Origin of the sequence: Microbulbifer sp. YPW1 (assembly GCF_013367775.1) — a bacterium.
Taxonomy (GTDB): Bacteria; Pseudomonadota; Gammaproteobacteria; order Pseudomonadales; family Cellvibrionaceae; genus Microbulbifer.
In genome coordinates, this window is sequence record NZ_CP055157.1 from 4,165,507 (window position 1) to 4,189,008 (window position 23,502).

Annotated in this window: 20 protein-coding genes; 5 read left to right on the forward strand and 15 right to left on the reverse strand. The window is 59.0% G+C overall.

The window, feature by feature from the left end; translation table 11 throughout:
• Positions 1 to 168: 168 nt before the first annotated feature.
• From HUW35_RS16985 to HUW35_RS17040, 12 genes are all read right to left on the reverse strand, one after another.
• Positions 169 to 1,059 carry a hypothetical protein gene (locus tag HUW35_RS16985; protein ID WP_181253408.1) on the reverse strand — a complete coding sequence of 297 codons (891 nt, stop codon included), beginning with the start codon at positions 1,057 to 1,059 and terminating at the stop codon, positions 169 to 171.
• 254 nt (positions 1,060 to 1,313) lie between these two features.
• Entirely contained in the window at positions 1,314 to 3,917 is a 2,604-nt protein-coding gene (locus HUW35_RS16990; RefSeq protein ID WP_181253410.1) for a TonB-dependent receptor, read from the reverse strand.
• 237 nt (positions 3,918 to 4,154) lie between these two features.
• Complete coding sequence (locus tag HUW35_RS16995) at positions 4,155 to 4,931, reverse strand: Asp/Glu racemase (RefSeq protein WP_181253411.1); 777 nt, start codon at positions 4,929 to 4,931, stop codon at positions 4,155 to 4,157.
• 73 nt (positions 4,932 to 5,004) lie between these two features.
• Positions 5,005 to 6,213 (reverse strand): MFS transporter, encoded by a 1,209-nt coding sequence (locus HUW35_RS17000; RefSeq protein WP_181253413.1) that lies wholly within the window; start codon positions 6,211 to 6,213, stop codon positions 5,005 to 5,007.
• A 51-nt stretch (positions 6,214 to 6,264) separates the two neighbouring features.
• Positions 6,265 to 7,098: an Asp/Glu racemase gene (locus HUW35_RS17005; RefSeq protein WP_181253414.1), complete on the reverse strand. Its 834-nt coding sequence runs from the start codon at positions 7,096 to 7,098 to the stop codon at positions 6,265 to 6,267.
• Between the two features lie 68 nt (positions 7,099 to 7,166).
• Positions 7,167 to 8,381, reverse strand: coding sequence for an NAD(P)/FAD-dependent oxidoreductase (locus HUW35_RS17010; RefSeq protein WP_181253415.1), 1,215 nt, complete (start codon positions 8,379 to 8,381; stop codon positions 7,167 to 7,169).
• 46 nt (positions 8,382 to 8,427) lie between these two features.
• Positions 8,428 to 9,048 carry an isochorismatase family protein gene (locus HUW35_RS17015; protein ID WP_181253416.1) on the reverse strand — a complete coding sequence of 207 codons (621 nt, stop codon included), beginning with the start codon at positions 9,046 to 9,048 and terminating at the stop codon, positions 8,428 to 8,430.
• 49 nt (positions 9,049 to 9,097) lie between these two features.
• Positions 9,098 to 9,964: an alpha/beta fold hydrolase gene (locus tag HUW35_RS17020; RefSeq protein ID WP_181253417.1), complete on the reverse strand. Its 867-nt coding sequence runs from the start codon at positions 9,962 to 9,964 to the stop codon at positions 9,098 to 9,100.
• Positions 9,928 to 11,370: an aldehyde dehydrogenase gene (locus tag HUW35_RS17025; RefSeq protein ID WP_255463360.1), complete on the reverse strand. Its 1,443-nt coding sequence runs from the start codon at positions 11,368 to 11,370 to the stop codon at positions 9,928 to 9,930. The genes HUW35_RS17020 and HUW35_RS17025 overlap by 37 nt, the downstream gene beginning before the upstream one ends.
• A gap of 6 nt (positions 11,371 to 11,376) precedes the next feature.
• Positions 11,377 to 12,651 carry an acyl-CoA dehydrogenase family protein gene (locus HUW35_RS17030; protein WP_181253418.1) on the reverse strand — a complete coding sequence of 425 codons (1,275 nt, stop codon included), beginning with the start codon at positions 12,649 to 12,651 and terminating at the stop codon, positions 11,377 to 11,379.
• A 69-nt stretch (positions 12,652 to 12,720) separates the two neighbouring features.
• A complete protein-coding gene (locus tag HUW35_RS17035) occupies positions 12,721 to 13,467 on the reverse strand; it encodes a hypothetical protein (protein WP_181253419.1) in 747 nt (248 codons plus the stop codon).
• 108 nt (positions 13,468 to 13,575) lie between these two features.
• Positions 13,576 to 15,297 carry a nitrilase-related carbon-nitrogen hydrolase gene (locus tag HUW35_RS17040; RefSeq protein WP_181253420.1) on the reverse strand — a complete coding sequence of 574 codons (1,722 nt, stop codon included), beginning with the start codon at positions 15,295 to 15,297 and terminating at the stop codon, positions 13,576 to 13,578.
• A gap of 199 nt (positions 15,298 to 15,496) precedes the next feature.
• Between HUW35_RS17040 and HUW35_RS17045 the strand changes: the two genes are divergently transcribed.
• The gene (locus tag HUW35_RS17045; protein WP_181253421.1) at positions 15,497 to 16,822 is read left to right on the forward strand and encodes an MFS transporter; all 1,326 of its coding nucleotides are present in this window, start codon (positions 15,497 to 15,499) and stop codon (positions 16,820 to 16,822) included.
• A gap of 85 nt (positions 16,823 to 16,907) precedes the next feature.
• Here the strand turns inward: HUW35_RS17045 and HUW35_RS17050 are convergent, their stop codons facing one another.
• Both HUW35_RS17050 and HUW35_RS17055 read right to left on the reverse strand, forming a co-directional pair.
• Entirely contained in the window at positions 16,908 to 17,579 is a 672-nt protein-coding gene (locus tag HUW35_RS17050) for a hypothetical protein (RefSeq protein WP_181253422.1), read from the reverse strand.
• Positions 17,580 to 17,615: 36 nt separating this feature from the next.
• Positions 17,616 to 18,422: an SDR family oxidoreductase gene (locus tag HUW35_RS17055; protein ID WP_181253423.1), complete on the reverse strand. Its 807-nt coding sequence runs from the start codon at positions 18,420 to 18,422 to the stop codon at positions 17,616 to 17,618.
• 111 nt (positions 18,423 to 18,533) lie between these two features.
• Between HUW35_RS17055 and HUW35_RS17060 the strand changes: the two genes are divergently transcribed.
• From HUW35_RS17060 to HUW35_RS17075, 4 genes are all read left to right on the forward strand, one after another.
• Complete coding sequence (locus HUW35_RS17060) at positions 18,534 to 19,178, forward strand: hypothetical protein (RefSeq protein ID WP_255463361.1); 645 nt, start codon at positions 18,534 to 18,536, stop codon at positions 19,176 to 19,178.
• 142 nt (positions 19,179 to 19,320) lie between these two features.
• Positions 19,321 to 20,772: an FAD-dependent oxidoreductase gene (locus HUW35_RS17065; protein WP_181253424.1), complete on the forward strand. Its 1,452-nt coding sequence runs from the start codon at positions 19,321 to 19,323 to the stop codon at positions 20,770 to 20,772.
• A gap of 112 nt (positions 20,773 to 20,884) precedes the next feature.
• On the forward strand, positions 20,885 to 21,856 hold the full coding sequence (locus HUW35_RS17070) for a hypothetical protein (RefSeq protein ID WP_181253425.1): 972 nt from the start codon (positions 20,885 to 20,887) through the stop codon (positions 21,854 to 21,856).
• A complete protein-coding gene (locus HUW35_RS17075) occupies positions 21,846 to 22,379 on the forward strand; it encodes a flavin reductase family protein (RefSeq protein WP_181253426.1) in 534 nt (177 codons plus the stop codon). Before HUW35_RS17070 ends, HUW35_RS17075 begins: the two co-directional genes overlap by 11 nt.
• A 144-nt stretch (positions 22,380 to 22,523) precedes the next feature.
• On the opposite strand, the gene HUW35_RS17080 is transcribed toward HUW35_RS17075, so the two are convergent.
• A complete protein-coding gene (locus HUW35_RS17080) occupies positions 22,524 to 23,477 on the reverse strand; it encodes a hydroxymethylglutaryl-CoA lyase (protein ID WP_181253427.1) in 954 nt (317 codons plus the stop codon).
• Between the last annotated feature and the right edge of the window lie 25 nt (positions 23,478 to 23,502).

The window sequence follows — 23,502 nt, forward strand, 5'->3', positions numbered from 1 at the left end:
ATCAGCGATCAGACCACAATAAAGTATATTGTTATAATTTTAATACTTTATGGCGCACTCGGATAGAGTCAGCGGCGCGATTCGCTGCGGAAATCAGCATCGGAAAATAAAAAGACCCGCGGCGGCAAAAGCCGGCACGGGTCAGCGAGAGAAAATCGACGTTGGCAATCAGATGGACTTGCCGGTTTCCGGGTTGACCGGGGTCTTCCAGAACAGATACATGAGCGCAAAGTATCCCACCAGGATGGCTGTTGCCGTAACGGGATATTCCAGATAAAACACCCACGGCTCCCGGAACCAGCCCCACAGCACCGCCTGCTCGGGCAGATACCAGAAAACCCCACCTACCGCGATCGCATAGCGGATCGCCAGACCGGCCTCTTTCTGCTTGAGCTGTTTGGCGATAATGATTGCCGACCAGATGGCGACAGCACCAAACGCAATATAGTTGGCGATATGGTGCAGGCCGACAATCCGCTCGTCGTTCACGATCAGCATCAGCGTGTACATAAACCAGTTAACAAAAAACAGTTCGACTGCCGCCACGCGGGCATACTGGGGCTTGTAGCCCTTGGTCGGCTTACCAGGCCGCAGGCCAAACAACTTGCGCACCCACAGAATCAGGCGGCAACGCACATCCTGGTTCAGACCCATGTAGATCATCAGCATAAAGCAGAACAGCGTACTGCTCTGCAGGAATACATGCGCCCCCATAAAATAGGGCCGGGGAATCGAGGTGTCACCGGAAAATAATGCTGTGACTTCCGCTTTACCCAGATACTGAATGCCAGCGTCCGTCTGCGCCAGCGCAAAATTATTCTCAGCACCAATAAAGTGCAGGTACATCTCAAACCAGAACACCCAGATCAGTGATCCACCCACAAATCCCATCCAGGTGCCCCGGACCTCATTGTGTTTCAACCCCCTCCACACAATGACCAATCCCAGCAGGCCGATCACAAACGCCACCGCGTATGAGATTGCCATGGGAATGCCCGCATAGATGAGTGTCACCAGGTAGATGTGGGCGATCATTTTTTCCAGCACGATCCATGTCAATGCCAGAAGACCAAGATAGGGAGCACTGTAAATTCGGGATTTTATTCCGGAGGGATATTCAATCGCGGCGACGGCCATTGTCGTTACCTCTTTATCTTTTTACTTATTTTCTAATTTTTCTTAGCGCTATCAGGTCATAGCCACTGCATGTGTTTTTATTTTGCGCAGTATCTCAATGAGCCAAAGCCGCTAAAGCGCACTGTCTTTCTATACGTGAAACGCCCGCGACACAAGGTCGCGGGCGGCCATTTTCATCAGAAGTTATAGCTGACCCGCAGGCCCGCTGTGCGCGGTTCCGGCAAGAAGAGCTCAACGGTCTGCGGTGTGATAGCCCCGCCCGGCAGGAAGCCGTAATCCACGTTGCTCAGACCGAACTTGACCTTGTCGTCATCCAGAAGGTTATCGACGTAGAACACCAGGTCGAGGCTGTCGAACCGCACCCCACCCTGGAAATCCACCAGCCAATAGGACGGCAGCCAGGCGTTGTTGCCGCGATCCAGGTAACGCTTGGATTCATAACTGCCGATCAGCTCGGTGAAGTAGCCCGCGCCAGTGGCGAATTCACCGTCGTAGCGGATAGACAACAGCCCGGCGTGTTCGGCGGAGTTCAGGAACTGCGTGCCGGAATAGTCACCATCCTCGGTCTGAGTCCACAGTTTGTCGAACGAACTGACGTTACCCACATCGCCTATTGTGAAGTCCTGAACCTCGGTATCGCTCAACACGTAGCTGGCGCCGAAGGTCCAGTTGGCGGACGGGCGGTAGATCGCGCTCAGCTCCATACCGCGCAGTTCACTCTCCCCTGCGTTGGCAACCGCGGCATTGGTAGTACCGGTCTGCGGGTCCGTCACAAAATGGGAGATCTGCTGATTGCTGTAATCGTACAGGTAGAAGGCACCGTTCAACTGCAGGCGGTTGTTCAGCAGATTGCTCTTGAAGCCGGTCTCGTATACCGACAGTTCTTCAGGCTTGTAATCACCACTTGAGATGTCGCCATTGCCATCGGCTGTGGACATACCGCCGGGCTTGAAGCCTTCCGCGTAGGAGGCATACACCATCAGGTTGTCCATCATCTGCCAGTCCAGGCCTACCCGCGGCACAAAGGAACTGTCTGTGCGGGCGTACGTCTGGTACTCAGCCGTCGTTGGCATGAACGTCATCGGGTCCAATACCGGGATACCCATCAGGCCATTGAATTGCGTACTCAGCGGCAAGCTGACGTATTCAATATCCTCTTCAAGGTAGCGCCCTTCCGCCGTCAAACGCCAGTTGTCCGCGAAGTTGTAGTTGATGGAGAATGCGAGAGACACGTGGTCAGTATCACGAGTCATGGGAATGGGCAGAGGTGTAGGACCCGTCTGGTGATTCACCAGGCCAAATCCACCCATCCACTGATCGAGGTACGCATCCCAGAATTCTTTACTGACACCGTCGCGCAGCCACCACTGCTGATCCATGACGGCGTCCATGGTCTCTGTCCAGTAGAGCGCACTGGCAAGCCAATCCACCTTGCCTGCAGTGCCGGTCAAACGAAATTCCTGACTGAACTGCTCGACATCGAAGCTGGTGTTACTGTTGGCGTTCACACCGTACTGGGTGTAATCGCCAGGGAAGCCCGGGGGAATAAACATCCCGGAACCCGGCCCCAGCGTCTCAACCGTGAAATTGGTGCGATCAAAGTCTGACTCCGTCTGGGAGTCGTTGTAATGAACGCCGGTCAGTGACAGGAATTCAATGTTGCTGAGATTGTATTTCAGCTCCAGCGTAGAGCTCACAGCGCGCACTTCGGTACCCGCAAAGTCTTTGCCGGTCAGCGGATTGGGAGAGAGATCGATCTCGCTTTCGCTCGCGCTACCCAGCTCGCCCACGAGCACGGCACCACAGGCCGCAGGCTGTCCAATCAAATAGCCGTAAGCCGGTGCGGATGCGCAATCTGCTGCAGTGGTCCCGGTGCCTGCCAGCGGACGAATTTCCGCATTGGGACCAACCGACCCCATCAGGGAAAAATCACCAGGAGCGGAGCCGGTGTGCAGGACAGCGTGGCGCTGCACCACTGGGCGCTGGGAATATTCGGCCTCGCTGTACTCACTGCGCCAGTAGGCTGAAAAATCATTATTCGGCGTCCAGTAAACCGCCGCAGCAATCCCGTCAGAATCAACCGAGCCCAGGTCACCGCCGGTATTGGGGTTCTGGTAGAAGCCGTCGAACTCGGTTCTGGCCACATTCATTGACGCGGCAAGTACCCCAGGCACGATCGGCAGACTGCCACTGGCCTGGAATTTGTTGTAGCCGGCATCGGTAACGTCCATGGACAAGCGGGTTTCCACCGTATCGCCAGGGCGCTTGGTGATGTAATTGACCGCACCGGCAAAGGCAGAGCGGCCGTACACCGCACTTTGCGGCCCCTTGACCACCTCGACCCGCTCAAGGTCGAACAGGTCCATATTCGGCCCATTGCCGCTACCGCCCGTGGTCATGGATTCCGAAGACACATCCACACCATCAACCAGCAGCGCCACGTTGGAACGACCGCGGGTACTGGAAAGTCCGCGCAGGGATATCCGGGTATCGTTGGGCATCAGGCCGGTTTCGAAATCTAGCCCGGCAGTGTAGCGGGCAACATCTTCCAGTGCCGCTATGCCCTTTTCTTCCAGCTGTGCTGCGGTCAGAACGTCCACAGCCACCGGTACGGTTTGCAATGACTCTGCGCGCTTACGCGCCGTCACTACGACTTCTTCAATCGCAAAGTTATCGCCGCGTAGCGCTTCGACTTCCCGATCCTTATCACTTTGTGCCACAGCGCCCTGCACAGCAACGCAGGTGGCGACAGCGAGAGAGAGTTGGTTCTTGGTAAACATGGCCCCTCCAATATTTTTTATTCGATTACCGCTAGTCACCTGGCAAATCGGATACAGCTTCGATCGGCCATCCATTCGCGAGCGCCGGATGGCGATCACTGAAAAGACATTATGTTATACTTTTATATCTTTTCAAGATTTTTTTGAGCTTGCTGATCCAAAATACAATCTGCCGCGTACACTGCCCCGTTATGGCCCCAGTTTTGGCTTTCTTTCACCAATTTTGCGCACCATTATCTAGAACTCTTCCAGCAAACGGCCCTTCCCCGTAATGCGATCGTCAATGCCACAGGCCCGCAATGCATGCCAGACTGTTGCAATATTGATCGGGATCAGGGGTTTCTGGAGGCAGTGCTCCAGCGTCGGGAATAGATCGAGGGTAGAGAGGTTGGTACCGCATTGAATGATCGCGTCAACATCATCGCCATCAACTTCCTTCACAGCATCTATGACGTTCGGGATCGAGGTTTCTGCAATTGCGGTAGCGGACGGCCGGTTCATTCCCTTGACCTTGACCACCTCGAAACCGATATCTGAGAAGAAACGGCGGACGTTATCGTCCCCAACCTGGGGGTACGGCGTGATCACCGAAATGCGCTTGGCGCCGAAGCAGTTTAACGCGTCTTTGGTAGCCCCGGCGCCGGTTGTAAGCCCCAGGTCGCCAATCTGGTCGCGAATCTCCCGCTCGAACGCGATATTCCCTTCCAGCCCACCCCAGAAAGTTTCCGCCGACATGCCCAACATGATGTGGGATACCTTGGCCGAAAGAATGTTACGAATTGATACAGGAATCTCGCCGCGCATGATGTCGAGGAAGCGCTCGAACACGGTGTTTTCGTCATCTCCACTGCGGGAGACCTCATCGGACCAGTTGCGCAACTCGATCCAGAAGCGAGAGGGATGCCAGGTCACGCCGTCTAGACGTAACTGCTGCAGGTCGTACTCGACCCCGGTGTTGGTGGAGGGAATGATGACGCCGATCTGCGCTCGGCGGGCGATTTGATAATTATCCATATTGACTCCCGGATGTACTTCCAGAAGTTATACCGGCCCCTCAGGGGGGCCGGCATGACAATTATCAAGAATCTCAGGTGACCGCTTGCGAAGAGACAGGCTCTGCAGTCTCTGCCCGCGGAGTGCGTAACATAAAGGCGATCAACAGCAGCAACCCCATCAGGGCTGCGCCAAGGTAGTAAGGGGAATGGACACCAATACCCGCAAAGGCTGCGCCGGTCAGCGCCGTACCCAGCCCCCGCCCCAGGGTACCCAGTGCATTGTAAACCCCCATCACGGCCCCCCGATTACCGGCCACCGCTTCCTTCGAGGTCAGTGACTGCATCGAGGTCAACACCAGCGCCGCACCCACCGCCTGCGCCACCAGCGCTGCCGCTACCGCGGGCACACTCGCAATTGAGCCCGCCAGGGTCACCAGAATCACGGAGATACCAAATACCACGGCACCGGCCCGCATCAGGCGGCGCTCACCGAAGGCGCGGGTCAGCGGCCCGATAAGCCCGCCCTGCACGATCACCATGGCAATGCCTGCGGCCAGCAGTACCGGCACCAGGTCCTTGGGCCCGTGGGCAATGTCCGTGGCATCCGCCCAGATGGGGAACACCGACTCGACAAACCCCGCGGCCAGGTTGTACACCAGAACCGCTGCCAGCAACAGGCAGAGACTGCGCCGGCCCCCAATCCATGACAGCACTTCCTTCGAGGACGGCGCAGAGCGAGGTTGATCTCCGCCGTCAGGCAGACTTTCCTTCAGGAAAAATATCACCACTAGCAGTGCAGCCAGGGACAAACAGCCGGACACCATCGCCGGCAATTGCAGATTGGCATCGGCGAAGCTGTCTCCCGCGAGATAGCCCCCCAGAGCGGGGCCGACGATGAAACTGATCCCGAACGCCGCCCCCAACATACCCATGGCCTTGGCGCGGTCCTGTTCGGTGGTCACGTCGGCCACATAGGCCTGGGCAACCGACAGGTTTCCGGCCATCAAGCCACTGAACAGCCTGGACACCGCCACCATCCATACAGCGGTGGCAAACCCCAACAGGACGTAGCCGAAAACGGCACCGGCAAGGCTGATCATCAGGATCGGCTTGCGCCCGTAACGGTCACTGAGACGCCCCCACACCGGGGTGGAAAAAAACATCCCGATCACATACAGCGCCATACAGAAGGTCGCCATACCGGGGCTCGCCCCCAGCTGCAGCGCGTAATACGCGAGGATCGGCAACATGATGGCAAAGCCGATCATGTCGAGCAGAACAATAAACACGGCGATCATCATGGTCGCTTCGCCTCCTGGCGATGATTAATACGGGGCCAAGGCAGGTACGGCTCAGTGCTCTTCCAGCAACCAGCCCATATTGTCGAAGCGATCGTGAATACCGCAGCTGCGCAGGGCGTGCCAGCAGGTGGCCACATTGATCGGCAGCACCGGTTTCTGCAGCATTTTTTCCATCGCCGGAAATACCCCCAGCGTGGAGAGATTGGTCCCCACCTGCACGATGGCATCCACATCGTCGCCGTCGATTTCGCGCACGATATCCAGCACCTGCGGCTCCGGCACCAGCGCGATGGCATCGTGGGCGTTGGCACAGCGCAGGCCGACCAGGTGCTTGATACGGTAGCCCGCATCCTCGAAAAACAGGCGCACGTTCTTGTCCCCTACCGGCTGGTAAGGCGTCAGAATGGAAAGTGTCTTGCCCGAGCCCTCGGGCAGGCCCAGTGCATCGAGTGCCGCAATCACTGCATTGGCTCCGGTAGTCAGCCCGGTGTCTTCACCCACCAGTTGCTGGATGCGGTCCACAAACCCGTCATTGCCCTGAATCCCGCCCCAGAAGGTTTCCGCGGACATACCCATCATTACGTGATCGGGTTTACAGGTCATCAGGCTCTCGATCGAGTCGCCGATGGTCTCGCGCAGCCGTTCCAGGAAGCGCATAAAGTTGGCATCGTCGCTGAGATCGGGGTGATCGATCATAAATCGGGTGGTATGCCAGGTAACCCCACGTGGCAACAGACGCTGGCAGTCATACTCCACCGAGGTATTGGTGGAGGGAATTACCACGCCGATCTTGGCGCGGTGACCAATATAGTTATCGCGATGACCGTTAGTCAGCTGCGAACGCTCACGGGTTTTTGACAGATCGATCTGGGTTGGAAATGACATTCACACACTCTCCGGGCCGAAGACAGAACAGCGGAATAATCCGCTCGTATTCAGGGTTTCCTGGCGCCTCACTGAACCGCCAGACTCTCGCGCACGCAATTGATCATTGACCGCTCCAACAGGAAGGCCCGCGCCCGCTCCGGGTCCGCGGCGGTTTCCATCAGCATCTGCTGACGCTTGCGCTGGATATCGGGATCGCGCGCCTCCATCAGTTTTTTGTTTTCGATGGTATGGCGCTGCACAAACTGCACCGCGAGCTCGCGGCGCTGCCGGTCATAGAGGGCAAAAGCCGCTTGCGGATCCGCGCCTTCCTGAATGACTGCGCGCAGCTTTTCTGCCAGATTGAACGCATCGTGCAGTCCACCGTTCATCCCCATGCCGCCCAGGGGATTGTTGATATGGCAGGCATCCCCCACCAGCAACGCACGCCCCTGCACATAGGTCTCGGCCACACGCTGGTTGACCGCGTAAATACTGCGGTGGTGGACGTCGTAGTCGACACCGCGATCGTGTAAGCGCTTAAGCCGCGACTGCACAAATTCGTCGGAAAGGTAGTAGGCTTCCTCTTCGGCGCTGGCGGGAAATACTGGCACCAGTACCCGCCAGAGCTTGTCGGTGCGCAGGATTACGCACCACTCTTCCGGGTCCGACACATAGTTTACGTAGGAGAAATCCTCGAATACTTCCTCGAATGGAAAGCTGGTGCTGACCACGAGGAATTTTTCATCGTAGGTAAACCCCATAAAGCCGATGCCGGAACTTTTGCGCACCACGCTGCGCGCACCCTCGGCGCCAATCAGGTAGCTACCCCGCAACTGCTGTTCCGCGCCGTCACTGCTTACGGTTGCGGTGACGCCGTCGGCGTCCTGCGCATAACGCAGCAGCTCGCAGCCGAAGCGCACTTCCGCGCAGTCGTAGTCTTGCAGAGCCTCACACACAAAACGGGTCAGCTCGTACTGTTCCAGTTGCAGGCGGAAAGGAAACCGGGTTTCGTCGGCAATCTGTGCCATATCGAAAGTGGCCACTTCTCCGGTAGCGCGATCCCGATACTGGTAGCGGTCGGCATGGAGCCCGCGCGCGAGCATTTTTTCGATAATTCCATCACCCAGATCCGCGATCATTTCCAACGACGGCGGGTGAAAAGTTGAGGCGCGCAGATCAATGGGGAGACTTTCGCATTTTTCCAACAGCCGCACAGGAATACCCTGCTTGGCAAGCGACAGAGCCAGCACGCAGCCACTAGGGCCGGCACCAGCGATAATCACAGGTTGCTGTGTAGACATAACGACTCGCCTATCTTCAATAGTATTTCACTGACTGACGGTTTCGTCAGACAGTTTCAGCCCGGTTTTCAGGCTGGAATTCTGCTAACAGTCCCAACACGTCCGATAGCGCCATTACGTCGGCGTACTTGGCATGCATATCGAATAAATTTGCCCGGTGCGCTTCTGCATTGCGGTCACCCACCGCTTCTTCTGGCACCACTACCGGAAAGTCGTACTGCAGGCCGTCCACCACCGTTGCGCGCACACAGCCACTGGTAGTGAGACCGGTGACCACCAGCGAGTCCACGCCCTGCTCCCGCAACCAGCTGTCGAGGTTGGTGCGGTGGAAACTGCTCGCCCACTGCTTGCTGATCACCGGCTCGCCGTCGCGCGGCGCCAAACGCGGGTCGATCTGTACCCACTCCGAATCTGGCGTGAGCAGGTTGAGGTGTTCGATCCTGTCGCGAAATACCCGCGCCTCGCGATCGTGGTGGTACACCACCGTGGTATACACCACCGGCAATCCCAGGGCGCGGAAGCGATCCAGCAAAACCCGGTTGGCCTCAACCACGTCAGGACAATCTGTACCGAGTGGACAGCGACTGCTGGTAAAACCCACGACCATATCCACCAGCAGCAGCGCCGGGCGCTGGCCGAGACCGAGACTGTTTCGCTCAAGATCCATGTTCCGCTCGCACCTTTTTTATTGGGTTTATTGGAGGCCAGTGTCTCCGTCAGCCTGCTTTGGCGACGTCGAGAAAAAATGGGCGCAGCAAGTCGGCAACCGCAGCGGGCTGGCGATCGCATACGTAAGTACCCGCGTCCTGCGGCAGGGTCGCGGCCCTGCCCTCCGACAACAGTCGCACCGACGGGGAAACCGCCGAGCGCAAAACATCCTGACCGCCGGCAAACACCAGTGCAGGACAATGAATTACCGCCATCTGTCCGGCAACATCCTGCTCTACCACGGCGCGATAGGACGCCTCGTAATAATCGCCACAGGCAAAGGCGGAAAGGGTCTCCCGCAAGCTGAGGGCAAGCTCCGCTTCCGGGTCTTTGCCCCGCAACCGCTGCCACATGAGAAGCCAGTGATTGCCATCGGCATCCGCCGGTATGGTTGCCGCAGCCTTGGGCAGCGCGGCTTTCTGTTCATCGCTCAACAGGGTTGGGCCACTGAGCGCCAGCGCACGCACAAATGCGGGCTGGTCATACGCAAGCTGCACCGCGATTGCGGCACCGGTGTGATGACCAAAAACCAGTGCCGGGCGATCGAATTGCCCGCTTACTGCGGTGTAGATGGCTTTTGCAAAGCCGGCAATGGACACCACACCCGGCAGCGGATCACTGCTGCCAAATCCGGGGGTGTCCACCGCCAGTACAAAGAAATCCCGCGCAAGCAGCGGCATCAACCGAACGTACATTGCAGAGCAACTGGGCGTCTGGTGCAGTAACAGTAAGAGTGGTCGGTCTTCATCACCGCAGCTGCGAAAATGCAACTGGATAGATTCGCCGTCCACTTCCGCATCGAGATAGCCGCGGCGAATGGTGCCGCGCTGCACCGCATTCACCGCGGCAGGCTCCCGACATCCGCGCTGATCCACTTCACCTCGGTAAATTCCTCGGTACTGTAGTGGCCACCGCTCCGCCCCATGCCCGACAGGCCAACGCCGCCAATAGGCGCCAGAGCGTTGCTTTGAAATGTATGCATACCGACATGAACGGCACCGGAAGCGATGCGTCGGGCCGCATGCAATCCCCATTGCAGGTTGTGCGTCAGCACTGCCGCAGAAAGACCGTATTCGCTGTCGTTGGCGAACTCGATCGCCTGATCAAGATCGTCTGCGGCCACCACGCTGGTGACCGGGCCGAAACTCTCTTCGCGCCAGGCGCGACTGTTGCGCGGCGGCTCGAGCAGCACCGTCGGCTTTACCACCAATCCGGCCAGCTGCTCGCCACCGGTGAGCAACTCAGCGCCGCCGTCGATGGCCTCGCGCACATGCTCCAGCACTTTTTCCACCGCACGCGCATTGATCAGTGGCCCGTAAACGGTGCGCTCATCGCGCAGATCGCCGAGATACAGGGATTCCGCTTCCGCTTTTAGCGCAGTGATAAATGGCTGGTAAATTTCCCGCTCGACCACAATGCGTGAGTTCGCCATACAAATCTGGCCGGCGTGGGTGAATATGCCCTGGGCGGCGATCTTCGCTGCCTGCTGTGGATCTGCGTCCCGCAGCACCAGCAGCGCACTCTTGCCACCGAGCTCCAGCTGCATACGCCGCATCTTGCCCAGCGCCGACTGCCCCACCGCAATACCGGTCTGCGTGGAGCCGGTCAGCGCAATACAGCGCACGCGGGGATGATTGATCAGTTCTGCGCCGCATTCGGCACCGTATCCGGTGACCACATTCACCGCCGCCGGCGGTACGCCCGCATCCAGTAACAACTGGCCAAACGCCAGCGCCGTCAGCGGTGTTTCCTCTGAGGGTTTGATTACCAGGCTGTTGCCCGCCGCCAATGGGAAAGCACACATTTTCGTGAGCAGGGAAAGCGGTGCGTTATAGGGTGAAATCACCGCAACCACGCCGAGGGGCTCGCGAAACACCATGGAAATCCGCTGCGGATCATCGTTGGGAAAGGTTTCCCCGTAAAGGCGGCGAGCCTCGCCAGCGGCGGTGCGCAGAAGGTCGACCGTGTAGGCGATCTCGCCCCGGGCCTTGCTAATGGTGGAACCGCTCTCGTCGATCAGGGTATCCAGGAATCGCGCGTGACCTTCCCGGGCCACCAGGTCCGCCGCACGCAACAGCGCGGCTTCCCGCTCTGCCGGACGCAACCGGTACCAGTCTTCGAAACCGCGGGCCGCCGCGTTTACCGCGCGGTTCACATCGATCGCGCCGGCACGGGGAACTTCCGCCAACACTGCGCCCGTTGCCGGTGCCGTGACCGCAAACCGGGTACCGCTCTGCGCGGATACCAGCTCGCCGCCGATCAACATTTTTGCGTTTTCCATAATGGTTCAGCCCGGCTGTTTTTCTGCAACGCCAAACAGGTTCTGTTCCGCGCCTTCCACTTCCATCTGTGCCGCCATCAGGCGACCGCGCTCCGCCGGGAAGGCTTGCACAATTCCCATGGCCAATTCCCGCAGATAGCGCGCCGGATCACCCATGGTTCCGGAAGTACCACTGGCCTTCAGTGCGTTGGTGGCAATACTGAAACCGCATTCGGCCACCACGCCTTTGCACAGACGCCACTGCTTGACCACTTCATGTTTGGAGGCAATGGGCGGCTCGCTGGTTTCCAACTGCAACTGGCGGCGCAACCACAGGATCGACGTCTGCAGGTCCACCATCATCTTGCCGATCAGTTCCTGCTGGTAAGGTGCAGTACCGATGGGCTTGCCGGTATCCGCAAACTTTTTCTCGGTCAGGTGTTGCAACACGGTCTGGTAGGCGGTGTGGGCGGAACCCGCATAGCCACAAACCGCGGCCATCTGGTTGCCGACAAAACTGCCGCGACTCATCTGCATGCAACGGGTAAACGCGCCGGGAATTGCCAGCGCCAGTTCATCCGGAACAAAATAATTTTCCAGCACAATACCGCCGGAGCTGGTACCGCGCATACCAATCGCATCCCAGGGTGCGCGCGGACGTACGCCCTCACCATCGCGATCCACAAAAAAGGTGCACAGCCCTTCTGCCGTGTCGTAACCGGCAAGACTGGCGGTCACCAGATACTTGTCCGCAACGCCGGTGCCAGTACCGAAAGACTTGACCCCGTTCAGCAGGTAACCGCCTTCGACCTTGCGCGCCTCGGTGCTGATGGTGACCGCGGACTTTTCCGACTTGACCGATTCGCTGGCAAAGTTGGCAAACCAGAAACCATCGCGCCCCATGCCGTACAGCACCTGCTCGGCAAACCGCCGAACAACCGGGGCCTCTTCTTCGTCGAACAGGCCCGCTTCCAGTGCCTCCATGGCGAGCAAACCGCGCGATGCAGCACTGCAATGGAAAAAGAACGCGAGTGCGGTCGACGGACAGGCGGAACCAATAGCAAAACAGGCCGCTGCGAGATCGCGCAGCCCACCGCCGAGACCGCCATACTGTGTGGGGATAATCAGACCGAGCAGACCCGCCTCACTGAATTGACGTACGTGCGGCATATGAAACTGGGCATTGGCGTCGACGTCGCGCGCCGCCTCCCGCACCGCCGGCAGTACCGACTCCACCACTTCCGCACGAGCGCGCTCGGCCTCGTTCATATCTTCAAGCAGTATTTCACCGGTCAGTTTCATCGCCATCCCCTACCTGTTGATCCCTGTCTTTTTGTTGCGAAAGTTCCGGCCCACTGGGACCGGGATTTTTCACGCATTATTTTTCAGTAGTGCCCGCAGTGCGCTGCCGCTCTCGGCGCCGATAAGACCGCCAATCTGGTTCCAGACCTTGTCTACCAGCGGGTCGAAAATAATCGCCCGGTTGCGCCGGTCGCGCTCTGCCAGCCGCACACTGTCCACGTCATCCAGCGCCGCGTCACTCACACCTTTTTCCAGCAAGGAGAACCAGTGCTCGAGGTAGGCATCGACGGTGCCGTCGATATTGGCAAATGCTTCTTCAGTTGCGCGGTGCGCCAGCATCCACGGTGACATTATTGCCAGCTGGCGAGGATCGAGCTGTGCCTCACTAAGGCCCTCGATCGCGCGGCCAGACTTGCAGGCTTCGGTCAAGGGCGTGAACACCTCATCCATGTAGGCGAGGTTCGCACCGAGATCCACGCGGGGAATCAGGTCGAGATGAAACGCCCAGTGACCGCCCGCACCCACTGAGTCCAGGGTGAAGTGCGGCACCGGGCTTTCACCGGGGGTAAAGGCAAACAGCATGTGCGAGTCGAGGCCAATCTGCGGCACCACGATCGTACAGGTGATCATCTGCTGCAGCGGACCGCCGGCATAAACCCGGACCTCGCCCACCTTGTCCTGCGCCATGGGCGCATGGCTTTCGAGAGTCATGTAAGGTCCGCCATCGTCTCCCGGAAGCTCGGTCAGCCCGAGTTTTTCGATGACCCGATCACGGGTTTTGTATGCCAGCGCCTGCGGCCGTGAAGCTGCGCTCATGAAGGACTCCGGACGTTGTTATTCTGTTGAGTTTGATTGTCGGCAAGTGACGCCGATACCACATTGATAATTCTCAATAAGGTCGTATCCAAACATTCTCTGCCAAGACTATTCGGACAATGTCGCGCTTATTGCCCCGCACAGTTTCCACGGCCGGTTGGCCACCAGGTCGGTGTTGCGGGAAACCTCCTTGTTTTGCGCTGCCGCCGGATACAAGGTCACTTCCAGCAACTTGTCACCGGCCGGCAAACGACAGCACTCAGGCTGGCTCAGCAACCCATCGAAGGGTCGCTCCTGCCACGGTGTCATCACAGTAAAGTCTCGCTGCAACGCCGTGGCAAAACCCTGCCCCAGCGGCGAGCCGATAGCGGCAACCAGCAAGTTGATGCGATTTTCCGCGGAGCGCTCCAGCAGCCCGGTACGCAACTCCCAAGCTTCCACCGGCTCCAGCGGCACTACCGCGGTATCGACGCCCGCCATCGCCAGCAAGCGGAAGCTCTCGGGGTAGATACTGTCGTCGGAGGTCATTACCGCGAGACGCCCAAACGGCAGCTCTACACTCTCAAACCCTTGCGCTGGCGCCGACCAGGCATAGCGCGCGCTGGAGTGCACCTGCCCCTGGGACAGCAGCACACCCTCCGCACCAATCACCAGTGCAGAGTAACGGGACTCTCCGTCCTCGCCGCGCACCGGCAACGAGGTGACCACGAAACTGTCTGCCGTGCAGCAATGACGCAAGGTTTCAATGGCTTCACCGGCAAAGTCCAGCGCGGCGGGCAGGTCTGCCGCAATGGCTTGCGCATCCAGCAACGGCGGCACCGCGACCAACACGGCGCCACCGGAGATGGCCTCCGCTACCAGGGAGCGCGCCTCGCGCAATCCATCCCGCCCAATCAACTGCGGATCGACCACCGCTGCGGCAAGCTCGGATGCGCCCTTCCATGCAGGGTAAGACTGGTTCGCGGGATCCTCGGCGATCGCCCGGTAGAGTTCCGGACGGCGGCTGGCAATCACATCGGTACCGTCGGCGCGATGCTTGTCATCGGCTGCAGAGGGATCGATATCCGCATAGACCACCTCCTCCTTATCCGTAGAGGCACAAGCCAGTACAGTGCCGTCCGGTGCAACGATCTGGCTCTCACCCGCGCCATTGAGAAACTTCAGTGGAATCCCGGTTGCCTCACTGATCGGTACCAGAATCGGTTCTGGCACCAGTGGCCCTACCTTGTTGGCCGCAACGATGAACACCCGGCTTTCCGGCGCGCGTACAGGAACGTGCAGTGACCCCTCGTCACTGGCAAAGGAATTCAGGCTGTTGCAGAGCACCTGTGCGCCGCGCAGTGCCAGGGTGCGGGGAGGCTCATTGATCACCCCATCCATACAGGAATAGAGACCCAACCGCCCCAGTGATGTTTCCACCACCGGTCCCGGAGTACGCGCGGGCTGCAGGAAATCATTCTCGTGACCGATATAGATTTGCTTGGTATTGTCCGCGAGCAACTGCCCTTGCGGGGAGTACAGCAGGCTGGAACCCGTGATGGAGCCGTCGTCCCGCAACACGGTACAGTTAACCACCACGTGCAGGTTCAGCGCTTTGGCTTTGGCGGCAACCGCCGCCAGAAAGGGGCCATCAAGGGTCACCGACACGGCCGCGCAGTGTTCCTGATTTTCGTACCAGGAGAGGTGGTTACAGAATTCCGGCAGCACGACCAGGTCCGGGCTTCCCTCCGCCGCCCGGTCCAGCATGCGCAACACCGTCGCCAGGTTTTCATCAACGTCGGTACCAATGTGAAACTGCGCCGCGGCCACGCGGATGCTTCTATTGCTCATTTTGTAATCCACCTCCAGGACTAGCTGCTCCCCGCCCAATGCGGAAGCACCGCCCAGTTATCCTCATGCATTTGATATAAACTACTATCATTATATCATTTCGACAATAATCCAAATAAGATCCTGCATCGTAATACCAGACTCAACGCTCATCTCAGATAACAAAAACGCATTTATTGCGCACCAGGGAGACACAGCCATGGCCAGTCAACAGGAACGTAGGTTTCTCGGCCTGAATCTCGCAGAGAACGTCAGCGGCCCGAATGTGCTGACTTTTTATTTCGCCTGCCTCGCCGCCATCATGTTCGCCTCGTTCATTCCCCAGAGCCAGCCGTTTCTGCTGACAGAATTCCTCGGTATTCCGCAGGAGCGGCACGGGATGGTCAGCGGGCTACTGAACTTCTGGGCAGAAATTGCCATCATCATTGCGGTCGCCATTTTCGGCCCGCTCTCGGACCGCTTTGGCCGCCGCCCGGTCACCGGGCTTGGCTTCCTGCTGATGTCGGTCGGTATCGCGCTCTACCCTCACGCCACCAATATCAGTGAGTTACTGGCGATGCGCCTGGCCTATGCGGTCGGGCTTGCCGCAGTGACCACCACTATCGTCGCCCTGGTCGCCGATTACGTGCGGGATGAAAGCCGGGGCCGCGCCACCGGTCTTCAGGGGGTGATGAACGGTGTAGGTGCAATGATCTGTGTGTTCCTGCTCCTGCAGTTGCCAGCCATCCTCCAGAGCAGTGGCGCCACTGCCCACGAAGCGGGCATCCAGACTTACAGCCTGGTGGCTGCAATCTCCTTCATCACCGGCCTGCTGATGTTTGTCGGCCTCAAGCCCGGCAGCCGCGCACCGAGTGAACATAGTGAGAGCCTGCTGGTCATCGCCCGCAACGGCCTGCACGCTGCACGGGATCCGCGCATCGCACTCGCCTACGGCGCCTCGTTTGTAGCCCGCGGCAACCTGATGATCGTCGGCACCTTCTTTACCCTATGGGTGACCAACTACGGCACTGCGGAAATGGGAATGAGCCGCGCCGACGCGCTGGCCCGTGCAGGCATGATCGTGGGCATAGCCCAGGGCTGTGCCCTGCTGGGCGCTCCCCTGTTCGGCATCATGGCTGACAAGATCACCCGGGTGCGCGCACTGATCATCGCCCTGCTGGTGTCCGCCATTGGCTACGGCTCAACCATATTTATCACCGACCCCTTTACCCCCGGCATGATTCTGTGCGCGGTACTGATCGGCCTCGGAGAAATCGGCTGTATCATCACCAGCGGTGTGCTGGTCGCGCAGCAGGCCCCCGAATCCCACCGCGGGGCAGTCATCGGCTTCTTCACACTTTCCGGTGCGGTGGGCATTCTGGTGGCGAGCGTGGTGGGCGGCTATCTGTTCGATGCCTGGCGCGAATCAGGCCCCTTCGTCTTTTTCAGTATTGTCGCCGCCCTCGTACTGGTGTGGGCGATCATCCTCGAACGCCGCTCCGCAGGCCACGAGGCACAATCACCACTGGTGGTCGATGTCGCGTAAGCGGTACCGAGAGGTATATCCAACGCAAAAAAAAAGCCCGCAATCGCGGGCTTTTTTATGTTTGGGCTGCAAGCCGGCGAGGCCATCAAACCGCTGTTAACGACTCCGGCCGTTCAATATCGCCGGGTTTCCCAACCGCATTGAGGGTAACCCACAGGCTGAACACAAAAAAAAGCTCAGCACTGTTGCCCACCACAAAACCCCACTCGCGCCCCGCACTGAAGCCATTGAGCAGAAAAATCTGCAGGGCCCCAAGGAATAACCAAGGCCACTGCGCTACCCGCCACAACCAGATACCGGCGACAACCACAACGATATTAACCGCAATGGTAGCGAGCGGAAGCTGGGCATCAGCAGCGACCAGTCGGGGGTAGTAATCGGCCGCCACCAGATCGAGTGCAGCGAGGTCGGTGACATAGCCATAGCCAATGGCAATACCCGCCAGAGCCCAACCGAGACGCGGCAGCCAGGTTCGCAAACGTTCGCCGCTTACATGCTCCTTCAGCACATGCGCAATAAATACCAGCAGCAACGGAAGCAGGATCGCATGCACCCAGAAACGCAGCGCACTCATCAACTGATATAGAGGCAGCTCTATCATCAGTGGACCCAGCGCAATCACCAGATTATCGAATGCCAACGCCAACAGCAGGCAGCGCAGAAACCCCACAGGAAAACCCGCGCCGGGTTGCCGCAGACTCCATATCAACAATCCCAGATGGGCCAGGGAAAATACGAAAAATACAGAACCGAGCATGTGGCCTCCGTTTCTTTACATGACTGCGCGTTATCTTCAGGCAGGGCTCGAGTCGTAAGCCGCAAACAAATCGCGCTTGTTGAAGCCTGCCGTGAGGAATCGCCAGAAGGCCTTGCGCCCGGTCAACCAGGCAACGCGGCTACCGCTTTTCTGCGCACTCAGCACACCGCGCACAAGATACGGGGTTACGGTGTCGACGGTGTCCCCCAGAATATTGAGAATCTTGCGGGTTTTCTGCCACTCGCTCGACGTGAGATCGTAATCACCGATCAGAAGATCCGTCACCACGATGCCCGGGCTCAGCGTATTGACCTGCACCGCCGTCCCCTTCACTTCTTTCTGCAGCGCCTTGTTGAGATAATTGAGCGCGCGCTTGGTGGCTCCGTAAGCTGCCATGCCCGGTGCGGTCTGGCCCGTACTGCCGAACCCTTCCATATTCCAGATCTGGCCGTGACCCTGTTGCTGCATACCCGCCAGGGCCACCTTGCAGGCCAGCAGCAGCCCGGTGAGGTTGGTGTCGACGATACGACGCAGGTCATCGGCAGACTGCTCTGCCAGCGGCTTGCGCACAATGCTCATACCGGCATTATTGATCCAGTAATCTACCGGCCCGCGTTCGCTGGCAAATGCCCACAATTCAGACAGCTCCTGCTCGGACGTGATGTCACAGCGCAGCCCCGCCACCGCGTCGGCACCGTATTTCGCCTGCAGCCCCACAACGGCTTCATCCACCTTGTCCTGCGAGCGCGCACTGACAATAACCCGACAGCCGCTGGCCAGAAAATTTTCAGCCAGTCCGCGGCCTATGCCGCGGGTACTTCCTGTAATCACAACCGTTTTCATCAAATCCCCTCCTCTTTGCAAAGCTGGATATCGAGCGACAGCACTAGCTGCCCCCGCAATTTTGAGCTATTGTTATAACATTGACACTTTTATTGCAAGACGATACCCAAAATGCCCGAAACCCTTGCCGACAACCCCGTTTCCACCGACAGCTACCCCACCTTCCCCATCGGCTCCGTGGGCTACAACCTGATGATGATGCGCGGGACCTGGCACGACCAGGTAGAGCTGTTCCACCTCGATGGCCGCCCCCTGGAAGACGATACTGCCGCGGGCAGTGGCACACCGGGCCCGAGCCCGTTCGACAATCTGGTCTACCTGGATTTCGACGGCCACCGGCTGCAACTGACCAATGTGCACTTTCGCGGCCGCACACCCACCGCAAAAACCTTTACCGGCCAGCTGCGCGACAACCTGCTGGTGTTTGATCCGCTGGGACCGGGCGCCTATGAAAACGTCGGCGTCTCCGGCGGTGTCGGCATTCTCACGTTCAACGCGTTGCGCCTGGACGAAGCCTGCAACGTGTACATGGAACCGGACTTCATCATGCTCACCGCACCCGGCCAGCGCGTGCGGCATACCGTGCTTTACCGGGATGGCGTCGCCACGCGCACGCTGACTGCCCGCGGTGTGCGACTATCGCCGACCTGCGACCGGCGCCATGCACTGGACCCCCGCGGCCTGGAGGGCCCGGTGCATGAAGCTCCGTTCAGCGCCTCCATCTGGCAGCATCTTGTGCAGTCCCCCGCAGAATGATGCCGAGCTCGATGCTTACTTTGATACCCGCTTGATAATTGTCATCCACTGCTGAAATACACCTTTTTATGCTGTACGCCTCACCCCCGGCAAACTGCCGGGGCTAACCGACAACAAAGTAATAACGATCGGGAAGCGACACATGCAGGAGTATCGAATCTGGGAATGCCTGGTTTGCGGCTGGGTTTACGACGAGTCGAAAGGCGCACCGGAAGATGGCATTCCACCGGGCACCCGCTGGGAAGACATTCCCAAAGACTGGCAGTGCCCGGAGTGCGGTGTGGGCAAGGACGACTTCGAGATGATCGAGGTTCGCCGCATTGCCGCCGAGACTGATGAAGGCTCGGCTTCCCCGGCAGCGGAAGAGCCAGCAACGGAAGAGCAAGCAGTGCCCTCTCCCATTGCGGCATCACTGGCAGTGGATCACGCGCGCGCACCGGTGGTTATCGTCGGTACCGGTCTCGCCGGCTACCATCTGGCCAGAGAGTTCCGCAAGCTGGACCAGCAAACACCCCTGATCATGATTTCCGCCGACGATGGCGCGCACTACTCCAAGCCACAACTGAGTACGGCGTTCCACAAACAGCGCTCACCCGAGCAGCTGGTTGGCAACAGCGCACGAGAAATGGCCGAGTCCCTCGGTGCACAGATTCTTACCTTTACCCAGGTCACGGCCATCGACAGCGCCACCAATACACTGACCCTGCAAACCGGCACGCGCGAACAGCGGCTGCCTTACGGCAAGCTGGTACTGGCGCTGGGCTCCGACCCCATCGAAGTACCGGTCGCGGGTGCGGCACAGGGGTGTGCCTTCAGCATCAATGACCTGCAGGACTTCCAGCGCTTTTACACCGCACTGCCCGGTGCGCGCTCCGTGCTGGTGATCGGCGGTGGCCTGATCGGCTGCGAATACGCGAACGACCTGATCCAGTCGGGATTCGAGGTGCATGTAGTCGAACCACAGGCACAGGTGCTCGGCAACCTGGTACCAGAGGCCGCGGGCCGCCTGGTGGAGAAATCCCTGGCGGACGCGGGGGTGCAATTCCATCTGGGAACGACCGTGGAGCTCTTAGACTATGCGGACGGCGGCATCCATGCCAGCTTGGCCGACGGCCGCGAGCTCCAGGTAGACCGGGTCATCAGTGCCATTGGCGTGCGCCCGCGCATCGCACTGGCATCGCGCAATGGCATCCACACCGCCCGCGGCATTGTGACCGACCGGTACCTGGCCACCAGCGCCGAATCGATTTATGCCCTTGGAGACTGCGCGGAAGTAGACGGGCACAATCTGTGTTACGTGGCACCACTGCTGGCCGGCGCACGGGCACTGGCACAAACCCTGGCGGGTAGCCCAACCCCGGTGCGTTACGGCAATATGCCGGTCAGCATCAAGACCACCCTGTGCCCGGTGACCACCTCGCCCCCTCCGCGGGATGCAGAGGGCGAGTGGCAGTATGAACGCAACGATACCCAGGGCGTTGCCGCCCGCTTTATTGACCGCAACGGGCGGCTGCTGGGCTTCTCCCTTGCAGGGGACGCCAGCAAACAGGCCGCCGCGCTTAGCGAACAGACCGTGCCTGTCATGGAGAATTGATATTTGGCAAGGCACGCAGGTATCTGCAGGTTAGGATGACCAGCAGATATCGTCGAATAATGTCCATGCGCAACGAGATGAACGCGCATGACGCAGAACCGGTAGAACATGTATGAGCAACGATAAAAAACCCAGTAACTGGCAAAAAGCGATTGAAGGCGAATGGCACGGCATCCCGTCCCTGTTCGAGGCCGACGGCACCCACGTGGGGTACAACAAGGTCAGCCGTGCCAGCGAATTCGAAGATGGTCGCACCACCTACTGGATGAACACCCGCTTCGATGCCACCGGCCCGCTGAATGACCGCTTCGAAATCGGTACCCCGTTCCGCTTTGGCGTCATCGATTCGGACCAGGACCGTATCTATACCGGGCCGGACTTTATCGGCAGCGGTCGCCCTTACGGTCTGCTGGTGGACTCCAACTATTTCTCGCCGGGCTGGAACGTCAACCTGCGCACCATGAACCACGTGGTGCCGGAACTGGGTATCCAGGTGTATTCCTCGCAGCTGTTTGAGGCGGACACACTGGTGGGCGTTTTCAATGGTCTCTATGTGGTCACCCAGGACCACGAAACCAACCCGGCCACCAAGAAGCGCGTCGAAGCCTTCCTGGAAAAAGAAAAGCAGGACGCCAAGCGTCCGTTCAACCTGCCGGTCAAACACGCGGGCACCTTCTCCGGTCGTTTCGAGGTGTATAACGACAAACAGGAGCTGGTTGGCCACAACGATGTGGTCATTCATCACAAGCCTCTCAACCTGCTGCACTCGGAGCAGACTATCGAGATCAGCGGTGTGGTGAATGCCAAGTGGACCGCGATGCGCACCCGCACCGGCAACCATCACCAGTACCACGGCCCCGACATGTTCGGCAATGGCATGTCGTACGGACGCTACCTCTACTCCGTGCGTCACGTCTTCGGCGAAGCCTTCAAACTCTGGTCGCGGGAAACCCAGGTGGACGAGGATTACACCCTGGTGTGCGCCTGGCAGTTCATGCAGTCACAGAAAGAAAAATACACCACCTTCGGCGTGCTGCGCTGGGAACAGGGTGACCTGATACTGGGAGCAAACCATGTCGATTGAAGCGGAACTGCTTAGAACCCCTTTAACTACCGCACCAAGTACGCAGCAGCACGCCCTTGAGCCACTGCAGCTGCGCCAGGTATTCGGTCAGTTCGCCACCGGCGTAACCATTATCACCACGGGCAACGAAGCCGGTGAGCCGGTGGGCATGACCGCAAGCAGTTTTAATACGGTTTCCCTCGAGCCGCCGCTGATTCTCTGGTGTATCGGAAAAAATGCCGGTTGCTTCGACGCTTTCAATCACTGTGAACACTTTGCGATTCATGTGCTGAGTGAAGAGCAGGAAGCGCTCTCAACGCTGTTCGCCAAGCGCGGCGTTGACCGTTTCGCGAGCGTGGATTACCAGACAAACAGCAACGGCGTTCCGCTCCTGCAAAAATTCTGCGCGCGCCTGCAATGCAGCGTTGCCGCGCGCTACGATGGCGGCGACCACCTGATCATGGTCGGCAGAGTTGAGACCATGCACTCACAGGATCGCACACCGCTGATCTTTCACCGCGGCCGTTACGCGCGTATTGCGTGATACTAGTTTTCTCTTGATGTGAAACTTTGCCGGCGGGATTACCGCCGGCTTTTTTATTTCTCACAGACAAAAAAATGCCGCGCAATTTACCGAAGACCAGTGTCTTCACAATCGCGCGGCACCTGGCAGTCATTCAGAAAACCATCAGGCCATTTCCGGCTGCGCAACCTGTGCGCGCTGAAACCCCTTGGGCAGTCCCGCATCCGGCACAAAACCGTAAAGCGGCTCGTCCGGCAGTGCTGAAGCGAGAATCTCGCGCGCTGCAATCAACTTGTCGAAGTCCACTCCGGTGCGGTAACCCATGGCCTCCAGCAAAAATACCAGGTCTTCGGTAACAATATTGCCGCTGGCACCCGGGGCAAACGGACAACCGCCAATTCCACCCATGGAGGCATCCACCGTTGTAATGCCTTCCTCTACCGCCGCCAGTACATTGGCCAGCCCCTGGCCGCGGGTGTTGTGCAGGTGTATCCCGTGCAGCGCGTCGCGCCCCAGGTGCTCCCAGACCCGACGAATCACCCGTCGCACCTGTACCGGGTTGCCGTAACCGGTGGTATCCGACAGGCCGATCTCATCGCAGCCAGCTTCCAGCAACGCCTCTCCCAGTCGCAGCACCGCATCTTCCGCTACCGGACCTTCCAGGGTGCAGCCGAAACAGGTGGAGAGACTGCCCTCAAAACTTGGCCGCTGCGCCGCCGGCAACTCGTTAAGCAAAGCGCGGATTCCGCGCACCTCTTCCAGCACCTGCTGGTGGGTCCGGCGCAGGTTCTTCAGGCTGTGGGTTTCACTGACCGACAGAGGAATTGTCAGTTTGTGCGCACCGGCCGCCACTGCATTCTGTGCGCCGCGCAAATTGGGCACCAGCACCGCTACCGCAAGCCCGGGGATGGTGCGCGCAAACTGTACGATCTCCGCGGTGTCCGCCAGCTGCGGCAGTACTTTTGCCGGCACAAAGGAACCGACTTCAATTTCCTGCAGACCGGAGGCGGCAAGCGCCGCGATCCAGCGCTTCTTGTCCGCGGTCGGCATGATACGGCTGATACTCTGCAGGCCGTCTCGAGGGCCTACCTCACTGATCTCGATATCGATATCACTCACTCGCACACCCTCTTCTGTTTGCGCT